We start from the raw sequence: 18,025 nt of genomic DNA, 5'->3' as shown, positions 1-18,025 counted from the left end.
GTTCACTCACCCTCTCGACAGTTGTCGGCAGACTTTAATGTCGGGTTCGGATTCGCTGAGTTTCTCAGGGTTTCTCGGAACCGAGTTGCGCTCAATCTGCTCGATTGTGAGCGACGTGCCTTCGGCCGTCCGGACGACCACATCATCGGGGCCGAGCAACACCCGCCGTTGACGCGTGCATCCCGTGAGGTGCGCGCGTGAAATTCCCTGGGCATCGTGGGTCGGCTTGAGCGATTGTCGGCCGCTATAACCGGGCCGATCTGGCTTGTGCGGACGGGCGCCCGGCTACAGCGGGACCTCGACCATCCAATCGAAGGGATCAGGACGAAGGCCATATTGGATGTCGAGGAGGTGGTTCCGCAGGGCAGCCGAACGCGGACCCCGCGCACCGCCGGAGACCGTGAATTCGCGGTCAGGTCCTTTGAACCCGACGATTGGGTTGACCACCGCTGCCGTACCGACGGCGAAGACTTCCTGGATGTAGCCCGATAAGCATCCACTCGTCAGTTCGTCGAAGGAAAGTTTGCGTTCGATCGGCGTCAGTTCGTGCTCTTCGGCGAGGGACAGGATGCTGTCCCTCGTCACCCCTTCTAGGATCGTGCCGAGGCTGGGGGTGATGAGTTCGTCTCGCGAGGTGACCGCGAAAAGGTTCATGTTGCCGGACTCTTGGACGCAACCGCTTTCGTCGAGGAACAGCACATGATCGCAGCCCTGTGTCGAAGCTTCCTTCTCTGCAAGGAGATTCGCCGAATAGTTTCCACCGTACTTGGCGCTGCCAGTACCGCCCCGCCAGGCGCGAGGATACTTGCCAACCCACAGCCGCATACCGGTGGATCCTCCCGGGAAGTACGGGGCGGCTGGGCTCGCGATGACGGCGTACGTGACCGTCCGACTGGGTCGGACACCGAGTGCCTCTTCGGTTCCAAACATGAATGGCCTTAGATAGAGGCTGCTTTCGCGATTGTTACTCGGTATCCATTCCCGGTCCACTTGCACCAACGAGATCAGGCTGGCCAGGAATAGGTCGTCGCTGAGCTGCGGCAGGGCCAATCGAGCAGCTGAGTCGCGAAATCGACGCGAGTTGAGTAGAGGCCTGAACAGCCACACACTCCCATCGGCGCGTCTGTATGCCTTTAGGCCCTCGAAGACGCCCTGAGCGTAATGCAGTGCAACACAACCGGGGTGGATGCTGAACGGCCGCAGCGGAGTCACGCGTGCGCCGTGCCATTCAGTACCTTCTTCCCACTCGATAACCGCCATGTGATCGGTGAAGTACCGGCCGAACCCTGGATCGGCCAGGATCTTTCGCCGCTCGCTGCTCGGCAGGCGTGTTGAGGAAGGTTCGATGCGAAAAGGCAAGGGCAGCGGCCGGGCCCTTGGGTCCGTTGCGGTCATCGACAGTGAGTTCTTTCGGAGCATTCAGATCAGTGCGGCGTAGAAGTAGGTGCGCCGTTGCTTGATAAGTCCGTTGGGTCCGGGCGAGAAGAAGTCGGCGAATTTGACTTCGGCGTCCCCGCCGCCCCGCACAGTCCCCTTGAAGCTTCCCTCGACGGCGACGGTTCCGGAGTCGGACACGAGGGATTCGATCCTGTGCATTCCTGATTCGATGACGCGATCATCGACGTAGAACGACCTAATCGCATCTCTTCCGCGGAGATTTGCGTAGCCGGGCCGTGCGTACTCGGCATCGACCTCGAACAGGGCGACAACTTGGTCGACGTTTCCCTTGTCGATCTCAGCGTAGTAGTTCTGAACGATGTCCGTGAACATTGGTTGTTGCATCGAACCTCCTAGGAACGTGTCGTTCATTGTTGTTTTGCGGGTGCTATCGATCACCGTCACGACCTAAGCGCCGGCCTTTGGCGTTGCGTCTGATGATGGTGACGTTTACGACGGCGCCCTCGGCGTGGGACAGTCCCACGTCGCAACCGTGACGCGAAACCGCCTGGCACATCCTCTCCAACTTGCCCGCGGTGTCAGCCGTAGAGGTTCCGGTGCGCTTCCACGGCTCCTCAATCACCGTCTCCCCTTTGGGCCTTCACTTCAGGTCTGTTGGTAATCGGCTAGGAATTCAGCGATTCGGGTGAGTGCGACGTCGAGGTCCTCAATGTGCGGCAAACTTACCAATCGGAAATGGTCCGGCTGCACCCAGTTGAACGCTCGGCCATGGCTGACGAAGATGTGTTGCTCGGTCAACAGGTCGAGGACGAACTGCTCATCGTCGACGATGCCGAACTTTTCCACATCGAGCTTGGCGAACAGATACAGTGCGCCATCCGGTTTCTCACACGTGACGCCGTCGATCTCGTTGAGTCGGGCATGGGCGAAGTTGCGCTGCTCGGTCAGGCGTCCGCGCGGCAAGAGAAGGTCGTCGATGGACTGGTAACCGCCGAGCGCGGTTTGAATCGCATGCTGCCCAGGCACATTGGCACACATTCGCATGTTAGCGAGCAACGTGATGCCCTCGAGGTAGCCTTCCGCTTCGCGCACCGGACCGGTCACCGCCAGCCATCCGGCGCGGAAACCGCACACCCGATACGCTTTTGACAGACCGGAGAACGTGAGGCATAGCACCCCGTGACCACACAGCTTCGCTAGGTTGGTCAGGCTCACCCCGTCGTATACGATCTTCTCGTAGATCTCGTCGGCAAACAACACGAGATCGTGTTTACGGGCCAGATCGACGAACTGGGAGAGAACTTCGACGGGATAGACGGCCCCGGTGGGATTGTTCGGGTTGATGACGACGATGCCGCGTGTTCGGGTAGTGATCTTCGATTCCAGGTCCTCGAAGTCGGGCAGCCACCCCTGTGACTCGTCAGTGAGATAGTGGACGGGATCGCCTCCAGATAACGCTACCGATGCTGTCCACAACGGATAGTCTGGGGCGGGAATCAGGACCTCATCCCCGGGATTGCACAAGGCCTGCATGGTGATTGCAATCAATTCCGACACACCGTTACCGAGGTACACATTGTCGATGTCGAGATCGGTGATGCCGCGGGTCTGGTAGTACTGCACCACAGCGGTCCTAGCGGAGAACAGCCCCCTCGCTTCGCAATAGCCCTGGGAACTGGGCAGGTTTCGCACCATTGCAGCGACGATGTCGTCGGGTGCGTTGAAACCGAATGGTGCGGGATTGCCGACATTGAGTCGCAAAATCGTCTGGCCCTCGGCCTCGAGTTCCTCGGCCTTCTCCAGAATTCGCCCACGAATGTCGTAGCGAACATTCTCGAGCTTGTCGGCTTGCCTGATCTTCAGTGCCATTTCGGTGTCATTTCTGCCTGGTGAGTGTCGGTCTGGACGGCGCGGCGTGGTGAACCACCCGTGGTGAGGAATCGGCGCAGCGCTATCGAGCAAGGAATACTTCATGGGCGTCTAGCGAGCTGGACCGCCGACGAACGAATCGACGAGTGGTGAAGCCTCCACTCGAAACGCATCGGCTGTTGCGATCATCTTTTCGAACAGCTCGGTATGGTTCTCGCCTCGGAACCGGAATCGTCCGGCGACATGCTCGAAGAATGTATCGGTCAACGGGACGACCTGACCCCGATAAGGAATTGATTCGGCATAAGGGCCCATTTCTGTGCCGACCAGCGAAGTTACGGATTCGATTTTGCAGGGCCGTTCGTGAGGTAGTTGCATGAGCAACCATCCGGCGCTGGCAGACGGTTGCGCCGTTGGTACTGACTCGACACTGCGTCCGCATGAGAGCTCGAATTGCATGCGCATGATGTCGAAGTTGTAGATCTCCCGCCAGACGAAGGGAATTCCGCCTCCCCCCACCCTCGCCGCCAGCTCGAGGAATGTGCATGCCTCTTCGGGCATCGCATTGTGGTCGACGAACAGCTCGAGGTGGAAGACGATGGTCTCGTCGCTCAGGCAGATTGCGCGCAGAACGTCTTCGGCGAATCTCACGGCCGCTCGACGTAGTGGCGAATCGTCGACTTCCAGAGACCCCAGATAGCCTCCTTTCTGGAAGCCGATGCAGGTGTTGAAGTAGCGATTCACGCCGACGCGGACCAGCTGGCCGCGTGAGTACAGTCCGTCGATGTGATAAACGGGGAACTCGATGAACTCTTGCGCGATGTATTTATACGCGTCTTCAAGCTGAAGGTCTCGGACGTCCTGCGGCTTCGCGACGATCTGGATCCCTTTGCAGGATGATGCCCGGGTGGGTTTGACGACGATTGGATAGCCGATCTCATCGGCGAATCGCAGCGCGTCGTCGGAGGACTCCACGGAGCAATACTTGGGGGCACGGACACCTGCACGTGCCATGGCGTCGGCCTGGATGCGCTTGTCGCGGAATCGGATCAGGTCATCGACCTTGGGTCCCGGGCAGCGGTATTTTTCGCGCAGCCTCGCCCCGCAGATGGTGTCATCCTCGTAGAGGGCAACTACATGGGTTGGCGCTCCGAAGTCTTGTGCGAGGACCCCCGCGGCCCTTAATACCTCGTCGAAGTCATCGGTGGCTTCCACGATCTGCACGGCGGAAGCCGTTGGCGGCACACCGCGCGATGCGTGGAAGGTGGTGATGTACGTGACGAAGCTGTTGTGATGATCGATGTAGTTCTCGTACTGCGCGTACTCATCGACCCAGCGATGCAGGATTACATAGTGGTCTGGCATGGTGCCGTCTCCTCGTCGGGACTCATCGCGTAGACCGTGACGTGTTTGCGAGCTTCATGGGTGTAGGCGGAGCCCTCCCAGTCGCTGTGTCGACTCACGAGCTGGAATCCGGCACGGAATGCAAGAGCGTCGATCTGTTCGGGTTCTAGATAGGCGATTGTTGAGGGCACCATGTGCATGGTGTGATCCGAGCGCAGTATCACCTCGTTGAACTGCCAGACCTGTCGCGTCTGATCGTTGTCAGATATCAGCAGACTGATGCCGTCCGGCGTTACCGATCGCACCTCGATGTGTCTGGCAGCCGGGAAGAACGCCGGGTTCGACCCGTCGACCAACCGGGACCCTGGGCGCGGAACGAAGCACTCGACAACTACGTGCCCACCGGGCAACAGTACCGATGCGGCATGTGAGAAGAAGTTCGATTGCGCACCGTCGCGTGACAACATGAACAGCACATTGAACGGCGCGTACACCAAGGTGAATGCCGAGCCGCCCTCCATCGTTTCGAGGGTCCCGCAGCGGGTCGCCACCAAGCATTCGACATCCTTGCTACGCAAGATGTCGAGCATCGTCTGGGAGGGGTCCACTCCGGTGACCGTCACCCCTTTGCGGGCCAATGGGATCGCCACTCGACCGGTGCCTACACCAATCTCGAGGGCATGACCGTCGCCGGCGAGCGCAGCTAGGAGCGCGAGCTGCGCTTCGCTGACATCGAAGCCGGCGTAGGTGGCATCGTAGTCGTCTGCGACGGCGTTGCCGTACGCCGCATCTAGGCTTTTCACCATTCTTTGTCGTTCCCCAATGAGTCGAGCCGCGGAGCACAGGTGGGACGGGGTGACCGAGGTGCCGGTGCGGCAGGACCGTACAAGCTGCTCACGGGGTGACCGCCTCGTAGTCGGCAGTGGCGGGACGACAACCATGGACGAACTCCTCGACGATGTCGATGTACTTATCGTCCCAGTACAACGAGAAGTGATCGCCGAAAGGCAGGGAGACGCACTGCGCTTTGACCAGCACCTCGGCGGCAAACCGGGTCGATGACTTCGGATGGGCAGTCAGATCTCCGTCGCAAGTGAGGATCAGCGTTTCGACGTCGGGAAGATTCGTTAGGTCCTGGGGTGTGTCGACATAGGGCTTTAGCAGGTTGGCGTAGACGAACAAATTTTCGGCAGATTCGAAGGGCAAGCTCGCGAGATGGATATTGTCTGCGTTGCTTTCATAGGCCGTCTCGATCAGGTCGTTGATCGAAGCAACGCCACCTTCATCATCGCTCGTTGGGGACGTCGCAGGGCCACCCATAAGTACTTGATAGAACTCGTCGGCATATTGTCGGTCCGACGCCACCCGGGGCATCGTCGTGGCCAGGTTCATCGTCAGTGCAGTCACCTCAGGCGGGTCGGTCGGATATCCACCGTTCATTAGAACTAGGCCGGTGGTGGTGCCGCTCCATGCCGAGGCGATGTCCATCGCGATCCGCGTTCCGGCGCACCAACCTAGGAGGGTGGCGGAGGTGACCCCGAAGTGCTCGAGCACCTCGAGACCGTCACGAACTTGGCGCTCCATGCGGTAGTCCAGGCGTTCGGCGTCGTCGTAAAAACTCGGTAGACCTCTTGTCTCCCAGGTGATCACCCGGCACGTCTTCGCCAGGCGTTGAACCACTGGTCGCACAAATTCGACCGGCATCCCAGCCGCGTTGCACAGCAGCGCCACTGGCCCATTCTGCGGGCCGGTCGAGTAGACGTTCAAGCGTGCACCGTCCGACGCGTTGAACAGCCCAAAGTTCAAGAGACTGGCGACGTCGACGCGTTCCAGTGCGCGAACGCCCTCGTCGACGAAGCGCCGCATCTCATCCAGGGTCACTGCCGCATCGTCTGGGAATGACTGCGCGAATGTCCTAGCAGCGCGAAAATAGCTCTTGTAGAACTCCATTCGTCCTTCGAGCAGCTTCTCGAGCGGGGTGCGCTCAGCATCATGAGATCCGATCACCTCGATGCACTGCTCGATGCCGAGCGCACGTGTCACGAGTGTACAAATCTCGGCGTTGTCTGGTCCGCCGGGCGACACGAGGTGAAAGATCCCTTCGGTGGTGCCCGATTCCAGCAGCTGGTCGATCTGCCGCATGAGGCGGTCCACCGGGATGCAGTTAACGACTGCTGATTCCAGCACTGACAACCGAATTGGTGACGGCGACTTCTGCAGAAGGTGCTGGACTTGATGCATCTCCCGGATAAGACCGTAGAGGCCAGTCGTCGCTCCGCCTGGTCGGCTCGTCTCAGAGTTTCCAATCACTACCGAGGGACGAAGGATCGCCAGCTTGATGCCGGCTTCGTCGCAGTTCTCCAGGAGGTAGTGTTCGGCGGCGCACTTGGTTCGCTCGTATTGATTCGAGAAGGGTCCCTCTTTCGGGTGGAGCTCGGGCTTGATAACGCCCGTGCGTGTGCCACAGGTATAAGCCGTGGAGCAATGAAACAGCTGTGGAATACCGGCTGACGTCGCAACCTCTAGAACATGTTTGGTGCCATCGAGATTGGTCTCCTCGATGTACTTCGCCTTGCGGTCCTCGAAGCTCAGCGACGCAGCGAAGTGCCAGAGTTCGTCGAGCCGTCGTTGCTTCATCGAGATGAGGTCTTCAGCACCGACACCAGCCTGTGGAAAGCAGATGTCACCTTCGATGATGGTGATCCGCTTCATGATGTCTGCTAGTGGACGCCTGCGAACGTAGGAGTTATTGGCCTGCTCAAGCGCATGGATCAGTTTGCTTTGTCTCGTCTCATGCGATTCGCCCCGCACCAACACATAGGCGTGATCGATGCCTATCCCCACTTGATTGATGACGAAGTGGCTGCCCAGGTGTCCTGTAGCTCCGGTAATCAGGGCGGATCGCGACATGCGTTCTCCTCGTTCATTCCCGCGCCGCACGAGCGCTGTCTCAGCAGCTGTGTGCGCGACGGGATTTTCGGTGGTCACGGCTGCGGGCACCGTTGCTCGCAGCCGCCAGGGCGCGTTGGTCGACTTGATCAAAGATCCGCGATCATCTCCACGTTGGGAGTTCCACTCGCGATCTGTCCGGTCGACAGCGAACTATGGTAGACGATGACGTCCGGCTCTGAGACCACGTGCTGGTGAACTCGGCTGGCGTAGGTCGCGAGCTAGGTCTGGTCGCCGACAGCTGTTACCACGTCTTGCGGCGCTGGTTGAATAAGCAGCCTGATCGGGCGTGCCGAGGATTCCCAGCGGAAGGTGAGGGTATGCAGGAACCGCATGTTGGTCGTCTGCTGCAGCTGTTGGACAGGAACCCGGACGGGATCGTAGTGACCGATGCCGCCGCGGGCGAGGATCTCACTGCCGCCCAGTTCTTGCGTCGAGTTCGCCGAACAGCCACCGCGCTCAGTGCACTGGGCGTCACGGCGGGCTCGCGGGTGGTCGTCGGACTTCCCCCGGGGCGCCTTCTGGTCGAGGCCGCCTTTGGCTGCTTCTTCTCCGGCGCCATACCGGCCTTCCTGGACCCCACCATCGATCCGCAGGCTTTGTCACGATGCCTCGACGAGCTCGAACCTGCTGCCGTGCTGACGGACCAAGCGATCGACGGCGTTCCGGTCGTGACATCTGAACAGTTCGGCGTGTCCGCCGACGCCGCCGACGAAAGTGCTTCTGCCTGCGACAGCTACTCCGCCGACTCGATCGTCATGCTGATGTATACCTCCGGGACGACCGGCCTACCCAAAGGGGCGGTGTGGAACTGGGAGAACTGTGATAGCCAGCTCAACTTCTACGCGAAACGGGAGGCCACCAGCGAATTCATTCTGTTCCCGATGTCGTCGTTCAACGCAGTGGCACTCGGATGCCGCGCAATCCTGCCCAACTTCAGCACGTTCGCGCCGCGATCAGTGGATCTTCCCCATCTGATAGCACAATTCGACGCACACCCTGCCGAGTACATGTTCGGTTCACCAGAGCTGTGGCGACGCTATCTCGATCACACTGCGTCCGGAAACCGTGGGTTTGCACATCCGCCGGCAACAGTAGCCACCGCCGGCGCAGCAATCGGTCGTGGACTCGTGGCGGCCATGTGTGAGGAGTTCGGGAATTCGACGGTGCTGATTCCTTACGCGGCGACCGAGGGGCTGATGCCGCTGACACAGATCACCGGAGAGACCTTCCTCGAACAGACTGCACAGTGGCCAATCGCCGAACATGGCATCCCTTTGGGAAGCCCGTGCGATGATGTGACCATTGCCGTCATCGATCCCGACAAGACTTTCGACGGTGCGCCGGCCCAAGCACACGACTTCCTCCCGGACGGAACGGTCGGCGAACTTTGCATCAGTGGCCGGCGGGCGAGTCCCGCCTACTACCGCAGACCGAAGGCCAACGCGTACGCCAAGTTCCGCGACAACGGGGGAAATCTTTGGCATCGGATGGGCGACATCGGTCATGTGCAGGATGGAGCGGTGTGGCTGCGATGCCGAAAGAAGGACTTGATGACGCTGGCCCAGGGCGGCTGGCTGTACTCCGATCAGATCGAGCAGTCGATCAACGACGCGATCGGAAGTCGGATGTGCGCCGCGGTCGTCGTCGCAGATCGCCTAACCGTCGTCTTTCCCAGCACCGAACCGATCACTTCCGGCGGTGCCGCCGCAATAATCGACACGATCCGCGAACTCGAGATCGACGCAGACGTCCTCATCGTCGACGGAGACCTGCCGGTCGATTCACGCCATAACTCGAAGATCGACCGGACAGCTCTCGTTAAGTCGCTCTCGTCACTCGCCGGCTCTGCCTGATCTCGATTCCCTACAAGCAACGCAAACGACGCAACACCGATCGTGCCGCGGCGCAAGGCGGCGCACGTCAAAATACCTCGACGAGCACGCATTTGAGCTTCTTGCCCGTTCCGCAATGGCCGGTCGAGGAAAATCGCGACACGCTGTCCCCCGAGCCGTAGCTCCTCCCGCGTCAGTCGGTGATCGCGCTCCGGGCGTGCCATCGGGCAAGAGGAGCTGGTGCCCACCAGTTGGCACGGCCCATGATGCGCATGAAGGCCGGCAGCAACAGCATACGTACCAGCGTTGCGTCGACCACGATCGCAATGGCAAGGCCCAAACCGAACATTCGCATAAAGGACACCTGTGAGGCTATCAACGCTGAAAAGGAGATCGTCATGATCAGCGCGGCGGCGGTGACCACCCGGCCGGTACGAGCTAGGCCGAGTGCCACAGCCTCGTCGTTGGCGGCACGAGTGTGGTCCGACCCCAGCCAGTACTCTCTGATTCGGGAAATCAGAAATACTTCGTAGTCCATCGAAAGTCCGAACGAAATGCAGAACAAGAGTACGAGCATGTTGACCGTGAGCGTCCCCGTAGCGGTGGTGCCCAGCCCACCGAAATGACCCTCCTGGAAGATCCACACCAAGGCTCCGAACGTGGCACTGAGCGACAACACATTCAGGACAACGGCTTTCACCGGCAAAACCAGTGAACCCGTCAACATGAACAGCAACGCGAGCGAGACCAGGGCGGTCAGTCCGATGACCAGTGGTAGTCGTGACGTGATGCTCTGGACGCTGTCTCGATTGATCTGAGCTTCACCACCGAAGGCCACCTCGCCGCCAACGGGCGGTTGCACTGCGTGCAAAGCGTCGAGCTGGGCGTTGGAGGCGTCACTGTACAGCTCAGCCTTGCTGTGGACGACGATAACCGCCGATTCATTGCGCTCGGGCACGGCCGCACTTGGTGCGCCCACTCGGTCGCCGCCGACGAAGGTGCCGGCCGGAGAAGACACGGCGGTGACGTCGACGACCCGCGACAGATCGGCGGCATACCGACCCATCTCGGCGTCTGCAATTGTGTCGGCCTGGAAGGTCACAATTGTGACGTCGGCCGCAACATCATTGGGGAAGTTGGCACGGATCTCGTCGCCGACCTGTCGACTCGATGCCGATAATGGCAGAGTCCGGTCATCGCCGAACCCGAGCTTGAGTTCGAGGATCGGGGAGCCGAGTATCACAAGGAACAGGATCACGGGCACTCCAACCTTAAGCGGTCGACGCATCACAGCCTTTGCGGTCCGGTAGAAGCGGTTCTCGCTAACAGGTTTGGGTGCCGGTGGTGGCCGCCGGCGGAGCCGGCGAACGATGCGGCGCGCATCGAGGGCATCGATTCGATCGCCGAGCAAGATGAGCACCGCCGGAACGATCGTCAAGGACGCGAGGACACTGAGGAGCACAACCGCGACGCCCGCGTACGCAATCGACTTGAGAAAGTACATGGGGAACAGAATCAGTGGTGTCATCGCGAGCGCGACGGTCAGTGCCGAGAACAGCACTGTCCGTCCCGCCGTGCGCATGGCGATGACCAACGCATCGTCCCGCGTGTTACCGCCGACCACCTCGTCTCGATAGCGGCTGATGATCAGCAATGAATAGTCGATGGCCAGCGCAAGGCCCATGGCGATCGTCAAATTCAGTGCGAAAACCGACACCTCGGTGACGAGGGTTAATCCACGTAGGATAGCCAGCGATCCGATGACGGCGAAAACCCCGATGGCCAGTGGTAGTAACGCCGCAAATAGGCCGCCGAAGATCCAGATCAGCGCTAGGAAACTTAATGGTAGGGCAATCGACTCCATGACCACTAGGTCCCGTTCGGTCTGCGCATTCGTCTGCTCGTAGATTGTGGCTAGCCCACCAGCGGTGACGGTTACTCCTTCGCGGTCATAGACCAGTTCGTCGATGAGGGCCGCAGCGTGGCGCGGCGCGTCGTTCTCACCGCCCGATAGTCCGGCGATGATCAGCCCGGATTTACTATCTTCGCTCACCAGGGTGCGGTTTTCGGGTGGCGGCGTAGTCCATGCCGACGCGAGGTTCATGACATGCGGAGAGGCACGTAGTGCACTTTCGAGATCGGCTGCCACCCTTCGAACGGCGGGATCAGCCACTCCTTGGCTGCTGCTCAGCATGAGAATGAACGACATGTCGCTCACGCCGAAGTCGTCCTTCAGAGCTTCTGCTGCCTGGAAGGACTCGGCCGCGGGATCTTGGAAACCTCCGCCGAGGAGTTTGTTGGACACGGGACCGCCCAATATCGCCGCTGCCACGGTGACCAGGAGCACGACGGCGAGCATTCGCCGCGGTGCGGCGATCACAATCCGAGCCAGGCGTTCGAGGATGGTAGTCGTCTCACGCGTCGGGACAACTGGCGTTTTCTGGTCCTCGCTGACGTTCAGCTGCTCTGCTCGGCCCGAGGCGGCGGTAACCGGTTCCGCGAAACGATCGGCTGGTGGCCTGTTGGTATCCATTGCTGCGCAACATTAAGGGGCAGAACCGCACGCTTCCAAAACAGGATTCAATGTAGCAATACAACGCTAGAGGCTGTACGAAATTGACATTGGCGTCTAACCGACCAATCGGGCTGGCTAGCCGCTCTCATCGCAGACGTGTCAGTTTGTCCTCGCCCGCTGATCATCGGTTCCGTCGGGTGGGGATTCGCGGCATGGGAACAACGACGTTGGCGCCGGAGGCTTCGTGTGTTAGTTCGGTGATCACTGCCGAGAGCGTTCTGATTTTGCTTCGCAGTTGGGCGTTCTCGGCTGCTAGTTCTTGGTTGTGATCACGGGCCTGGGCAAGTTGTCGTTGCAGGGCCTCAAGACTAGGAGAGACCGGTCCACGTCCAAGGGACCGCTTGAACTCGTGGAGCAGATCACCGTGGTGCTCGTAGAGTCTCTGCCGTGGTACGCCCGATTCGTCAGCCAGGGCCACAATAGTGTGTGCGCCGTTGCTCCGCTCGGCTTTGTTTTCTCGGAGGCGGAGCATGGCGGCCTGGACCAGAAGTCGTTCCTCATCGTTGCGGGTGGCGTTGTGCACGATTGTCATTCGTCCTCTCCGCCCTGTTGTGGGATTGTCAGCGGTCGGCTGGATTCGTGTTCTGCGAGGGCCTTTCGGTGCTCGGTTAGGCGACTGTGAATTCGTTGTCGCAGTGGTTCGGGGAGTCCGGGGGTCGCCAGGTCTTGTTGGAATGCGTTGACATGCTGGCGCAGGTTGTCCGCGTCGCGGTCGGTACGGGCGGCGTTGGCGCAGCCAAGCCGGCACCGACTCCAGGAGGGTTCAGTGGAGCTGTCGGTAGGGTCGAGACACGCCGCAGTGGCGCGCCGGAACACGCAGGTAACGACCGCGCCGTGGTGGATCTGCAAGTCGGGGTTTGATAATGCGGTGTTGATCTGACTGTTGGTGGTGATTGTCAAACCCGCGAATTTGCTTGCTCTAGCGACACGGGCCCGGTATTCATCGGCCGCCGGACCGGAGACGTGCTCGCCGCGTTCGAGTCTTTGAGAATCCTCGTGGAGGGTTTCAGCACGGTGGAGAAACTGCTCAAAAGTGATTTCGTCGAGAAATCCCGCATCGGCTGCGCCAGCGTAACCCTGGATTAGTTGTGTGTGCAGGTGGCCGTATTGCGTTGCGCCGGCGATCGTTCCACCGGGTCGCCGTACGATGTGCCAGGCCAGCGTGCGCCGCAGGCGCGGCACTTGGATTTTGCCTTGCGGATCGGCAGCGATCAGCGGATGCCTGACTCGCGGACAGACTTCGCGGTTGAACCAGTCGATGAATTCTGCGATATCGGCGTTGATGGAGCCAGGTGTTCGTGTCCGGGTAGAGCCGAAGAGGAATCGCTCCTGGGAGCACAAATGGAAGGCTGGAAAGAGTAAGTCGCTGACCGTGATCCGCTCGAGAACGCTGACGGCGTGGGCGGTTTCGTCAGTTACCACCCACGGGATCGTGGACGGCGATCGGTCCCGCCGCGGCCCTTCGGCCTTCAACTGGTGGCCGGACATGAAAGTCAACGCCAGCTTTGAGTCCCGGCTTATGCAGCCACGCCGTAAGTTGAGGGCCTCGCCGGTCCGTACACCGGATAGGTAGGCGATCACGATGAAACAGGCAGTTGTGACGTGGCGCAGTAGGTCAACGAGTTCACTCGCACCGACGGGGTCTTCACGCCAGGGGCGCGCGCCGATGACGCCGAAGGTGGTGGGGCGTAGCATGTCAACTTCGATCGGCAATCCATACTTGGCCAATTTGACCGAAGTCTCTTTCATTCGTTTCAGTTCGGTGTGGTTGAGCCATCCCCCCACGGCCAGACCCCTCAGGTCAACACTGGTCGTTTCGCCCGTCCGGACACCCGGAAGTGAGGCGTCGTTGCGGTCAAGGGCAGCCAGGAGGCAATCGAATTGCTGCTTGGTGGTCTCGAATACCGACACCGTACGAACCGGAGCCCGACGGATGTCGGGCGCGATCTGATGGGCCAAATACCGCATAGCGAGTAGGTTGCGCGCCGCGGGAAGGAGATCCGCTGCGACCGTTTGGGTCACCGCCAACGCCGCCGAGAGCAGCGGCTCCATGACATCGGGATGAATACGAGGGGTCGTGTTCGGCTTGCCCCAGGATGACTCATAGTTGGCGAGCCCTCGTGCACTCGCACCACCCCACAACGGACCCGCGGGAAGCCGGCAACCGGCGGGCAGGACATCCCGGTACAGGTGCAGACGCTTGATCGCCTGGAGCGCCGAGCGTTTGGATCCGGCACTGACACCACTTGCCTCGGTGACATGGCGCAGATAGTTGTCGAGGTGTTCGGTGCGAACCTGGCCGAAGGATGTCACCCCCATCTCCACCAGCCACATCGTGAACCGGCGCAACGGCACCAGCTCGCCCCAAATCGTCTTGACATGCGGATAGAGCGATCGGGCGCCGTCAAGCCGCGGTGCGTCGTCAACCACGTTGAGCAAGGCGAACAAGTAGAGCTTGCAGGCGTGGCGAAAAGGCGTCGGAAACCCATCCCAGTGCACGGCTTGTCCGGCACTGTGCCGATCCTCAATCGCCGCGGACAGGTCCCACACCGAGTCGCCGAATCGGCATCGGATCCCTTCGACATGAACGGTTCGGTTAAGCAAGACCTCGGTTTCTGGACCGACGTGGACGCCGGCCACGACGTCGAGTCCTACCGCCGTTTGCGTCATGATGCTTCGAGGTTTCCTGACAGCAGAAGGTTGACCATCCGGTGATCTCTGTCGGTGATCTCGGCTCGCGCGGCGGTCAGCTGGGCCTGCTCGTACTCGGCGAAAATGTCATCGAGTTGCGCGAGAGGACCCGCGTGATCGGTGATCCACTGCCCGACGGGCATCTCCTTGCGCAAGTCACGAAGCCGGTCAGCAACGCCCAATTGAACAGGTAAGTGCCGCGGGAAAGCGCGGGCGTTGCTGCAGTCAAGGCATGCCATAAACGACTGGCGACACCGTTTACCGTCGATCGGCGAGTGCTCAAAATCGGCGCAATTGCCCAGAACAGCGTCCTGGCCGGATCCGTTGTCGTGGTGGTCCGGATGCACCGTCATCGAGCGCCGGGACAGCGCTTGTGCTACCTGATCATCGAGGGCCTCGGCCACGATCTGGAATCCCTCGTTCCTCACCGACTCCATTCGACTCAGATAACGAGCCAACGTCGCCGGCGTGTGGGCCGTGGGCTTTCGAACCTGCTCCAGGTAGGTTTTGCGGAGCCGATCCATACTGATCCCGAGGAGCAACCCGTCATGCTCGGCATCACCGGTGAGCCACGGCGCGATCCAACGCCGTCGAGCGCTAACGCCGGCCGCAGTTCTGCTGATGCCGTATCCGAAGAGTTTCTGTTCGACATTGTCGGGCTGGGCGCTGTAGTAGATGAAGGCGCGCTGGCACCCGGTCAGCACGCGGGCCGGTTCCGTCAGTTCCAACAGCAACATGAACACCCCGTATGCCGTACTCAGCGACGTGTTGACAACAGCGGCGCGCCGACTGTCGCCACCAAGCGGCCTTAGTTCAGGGCGCAGCGCGGTCACCGGCACCGTCATGGCTGACCGGTTCCCACGACGGGGCTTGTCAGCGTTGACGAACACGATGCCGGGTTCGTCTGGGCTACTAGCGTATCGGTGTGGGGCGGGCAGCGATTCGAGCGTCGACAAGTTCAGGCCAGTCAGTCCGGATAGCAGAACAGCGAACGCCCATGCTTCGCCCGGGCTCAAGTGCAGCAACGACTGAAGTCGACATCCACCAGCTGCGGTCACCGCGCGCCGCGTCACGAAAGCCCTTGCACCCGAGGCACTGCGGGGGAAGTCGCCCTCACGGGCGCAGTGATCAAGCACTTCGGCCAGACTGCGACCGGGGTCAGCACAGGGTAGATGATCGAACTGTCCCCCACGATAGTCAGCGACCATCCCCCAATGAGTCCGCAATCGTGCGCGCGCCCGCCGAACCATTCCACGTGCTACAACGTTGATACGGCGAATCTCGTCAGTGGAATACGGTTGTCGTGACTTGAACCTCCTCTGGTGGCGCACTTGCGAAAACGCTTGGAGAACCTCGTCTGAGACGACCGGGCTGCAGCGCAGCAGAGTCTTGAGACCCGGCGCCGCACCTGGGCCGCTGGGTACCCGACACGACAACGCGAGCAGTCGGGCGTCCAATGCCGATAGATCGGCCAGCCCTGCAACTTGTGGCCGGTTCTCGGCAAGCCAGCAGCAGGCATGCCGGGCCGCCTGCCAGAGCGTACCGGCGCCCCTGAGTCGTTTGGATACGCCCAGCACACCCGTGGCATCCTCGAATGCAACAGCGAAATCGTGGCGGATCTCGTGATTGCACGGCAGAGAAGAAAAGTTGAAGTCCTTCGATACAGTGCCATCTTCGCTGACGAACGTCACGATGAGCCCCCGTCGCCGCATGACCGGCCGCCAGGTTGGATCCGGCTGCGACGCTCGGCGACCCGTCATGTGTCCACCGTCAACACACGAGACTCACCAGCGCCCACCGTTGCAACAAGATGCTCTAGCGACTGCCGATCGTCGGCATCCATCAGCGCGATCAACTCCTCAACCTGCAGCGCCTGAAACGGCTCAAGATAGACGCTACGAGTCACCTCAGCATTACGATGTCCAAGAAGCGTCGCCAGCAGAAACCAAACATCACCAAGCTGATTTCGGAAATCCCGCTGCTCCTGCTTGGTCAACATGTCGGTCCGTCGCCACGCCACGAACGTGGCAATGCAAAACCACCGCAGCGCAAAGGAATGTCTCAGCATGTGGGGACGGCACCACAGCGGCGTAGCTCCTTCCTGGGCAAGCGCTTTCGCGACCCTCGTGTTCGCGCGGTCGAATGTCTTGTACCAGGAGTGTTTGGGGCGAGGTGTCCCGTCGTGATTTAGCCATAGCCACATCGGTTCCAGGCCATCACGTCCCCGACGGAACAACTTCATTCGGGTCGACGGCGCGAGTGCATCCAGGCGGACCGTACGATGCGATCCCGTCTCATCAACAACCTTCAGTTGCCCATCCCGGCGGACATGTTCAACGATCCAACGATCGGCAACTTGCTCATAGCGACCAGCACGTTGCGCGCGGGCGATGGCAGCAGTGCGACTACCTTCCCGCAGATAGAAGTGAACTTGTTGGGCGACACGGCGCCGTATCCAGAACGGTCGTCCACTCGCACCCTTCGCGCAAGAAGACGCAACGCGTGAGCGCAAGAGCCCCTCAGCGCCCGGCTTGGGCGCCTCGATGGCTAACATGCTGGCCCATTCGCCGATTCGTAAACCCGTCCCGAACAACCCCTCCACGAACGCGACGTCGCGATCCTCAGTCGCCCCCCGCCAATCTTGGCGCGGCACGCCCTCCATCGTGAAACCACACAACCCCAGGTTCCGCCACAACCGAAATGCCTGTGGGGTAAGCCACTTCACGTCGGCCCTGCGCAACCCCGACGGAGTGCTCTCCAACACGATTTTGCCCCCGCCCATCCAAGACGTGGCAATCACACGGGCTCGGACCGGGTTGTCGATTCCGTGTTGCTCAGCCGCCCACAAGTAAAAACTGCGGATTGCCGCCCGATCGACACAGAAGCTATTGGCACTCACATGCTGTGGGTTCTTCTCAGCCGACAGCCGCCACTCCTTGAACGCAGCCAATTCCGATCGCGACGCCTGATCCCATCGAACGCCCATCGCGTGCAGGAAATTCAGCCATACCTTCAACGACAAGGCGTAGCGACGCAAGGTCCCCGTTGCTCGTCCACGCACCAGCGGATCTCGCCAGTAGGCGTTCACTAACGCATCCGCCCTGCCCCACGAATCCAGAAAGAACGGAGTGCCATCACACGCACCATTTCGCTTCGCCCAGGTCTCGACATCACCCAACCCTGGAACCACGTCGTCCACCGATACGAACCGCTGCCGGAAGTCGTAGAAATGAAGAGTCCAACCATCGGCCGAAGCACCAACCATCCCCGACCCCTCCTACCTCACGATCATTGCCCCCATCATCACTGACGCACTTCCGCAAACGGGATTCGACACGCCTGTCGGGCAGAGAACGGGTGACTG

At 60.6% G+C, this 18,025-nt stretch carries 11 protein-coding genes; 1 reads left to right on the top strand and 10 read right to left on the bottom strand.

The annotated features are described in order from the left end of the window. Window positions 1-285: 285 nt before the first annotated feature. From WA944_RS22300 to WA944_RS22275, 6 genes are all read right to left on the bottom strand, one after another. Entirely contained in the window at window positions 286-1,395 is a 1,110-nt protein-coding gene (locus tag WA944_RS22300) for a branched-chain amino acid aminotransferase (RefSeq protein ID WP_526373518.1), read from the bottom strand. Window positions 1,396-1,419: 24 nt separating this feature from the next. Next, window positions 1,420-1,836, bottom strand: coding sequence for a nuclear transport factor 2 family protein (locus WA944_RS22295; RefSeq protein WP_526373519.1), 417 nt, complete (start codon window positions 1,834-1,836; stop codon window positions 1,420-1,422). Between the two features lie 207 nt (window positions 1,837-2,043). Beyond that, window positions 2,044-3,267, bottom strand: a complete 1,224-nt coding sequence (locus WA944_RS22290; RefSeq protein ID WP_526373521.1) for a pyridoxal phosphate-dependent aminotransferase — start codon at window positions 3,265-3,267, stop codon at window positions 2,044-2,046. 111 nt (window positions 3,268-3,378) lie between these two features. Further along, on the bottom strand, window positions 3,379-4,632 hold the full coding sequence (locus WA944_RS22285) for an ATP-grasp domain-containing protein (protein ID WP_526373523.1): 1,254 nt from the start codon (window positions 4,630-4,632) through the stop codon (window positions 3,379-3,381). Beyond that, window positions 4,614-5,417, bottom strand: a complete 804-nt coding sequence (locus WA944_RS22280; protein ID WP_526373525.1) for a class I SAM-dependent methyltransferase — start codon at window positions 5,415-5,417, stop codon at window positions 4,614-4,616. Before WA944_RS22280 ends, WA944_RS22285 begins: the two co-directional genes overlap by 19 nt. Before the next feature lie 88 nt (window positions 5,418-5,505). Further along, window positions 5,506-7,599, bottom strand: a complete 2,094-nt coding sequence (locus WA944_RS22275) for an SDR family oxidoreductase (protein WP_526373527.1) — start codon at window positions 7,597-7,599, stop codon at window positions 5,506-5,508. A 149-nt stretch (window positions 7,600-7,748) separates the two neighbouring features. Between WA944_RS22275 and WA944_RS22270 the strand changes: the two genes are divergently transcribed. Further along, window positions 7,749-9,416 (top strand): AMP-binding protein, encoded by a 1,668-nt coding sequence (locus WA944_RS22270; RefSeq protein WP_526373529.1) that lies wholly within the window; start codon window positions 7,749-7,751, stop codon window positions 9,414-9,416. 172 nt (window positions 9,417-9,588) lie between these two features. Here WA944_RS22270 and WA944_RS22265 read toward each other — a convergent pair whose 3' ends face one another. From WA944_RS22265 to WA944_RS22250, 4 genes are all read right to left on the bottom strand, one after another. Then, the gene (locus tag WA944_RS22265) at window positions 9,589-11,799 is read right to left on the bottom strand and encodes an MMPL family transporter (protein ID WP_526373546.1); all 2,211 of its coding nucleotides are present in this window, start codon (window positions 11,797-11,799) and stop codon (window positions 9,589-9,591) included. Window positions 11,800-12,498: 699 nt separating this feature from the next. Further along, window positions 12,499-14,640 carry an integrase gene (locus tag WA944_RS22260; RefSeq protein WP_526373530.1) on the bottom strand — a complete coding sequence of 714 codons (2,142 nt, stop codon included), beginning with the start codon at window positions 14,638-14,640 and terminating at the stop codon, window positions 12,499-12,501. Then, on the bottom strand, window positions 14,637-16,352 hold the full coding sequence (locus WA944_RS22255; RefSeq protein WP_526373532.1) for a hypothetical protein: 1,716 nt from the start codon (window positions 16,350-16,352) through the stop codon (window positions 14,637-14,639). The genes WA944_RS22260 and WA944_RS22255 overlap by 4 nt, the downstream gene beginning before the upstream one ends. A gap of 65 nt (window positions 16,353-16,417) precedes the next feature. Next, on the bottom strand, window positions 16,418-17,926 hold the full coding sequence (locus WA944_RS22250) for a site-specific integrase (protein WP_526373534.1): 1,509 nt from the start codon (window positions 17,924-17,926) through the stop codon (window positions 16,418-16,420). Between the last annotated feature and the right edge of the window lie 99 nt (window positions 17,927-18,025).

The organism is Mycobacterium sp., from assembly GCF_049683355.1.
Taxonomy (GTDB): Bacteria; Actinomycetota; Actinomycetes; order Mycobacteriales; family Mycobacteriaceae; genus Mycobacterium.
Note: the sequence above shows the minus strand (reverse complement) of the source record. Positions and strands in the feature narration are given on the sequence as shown.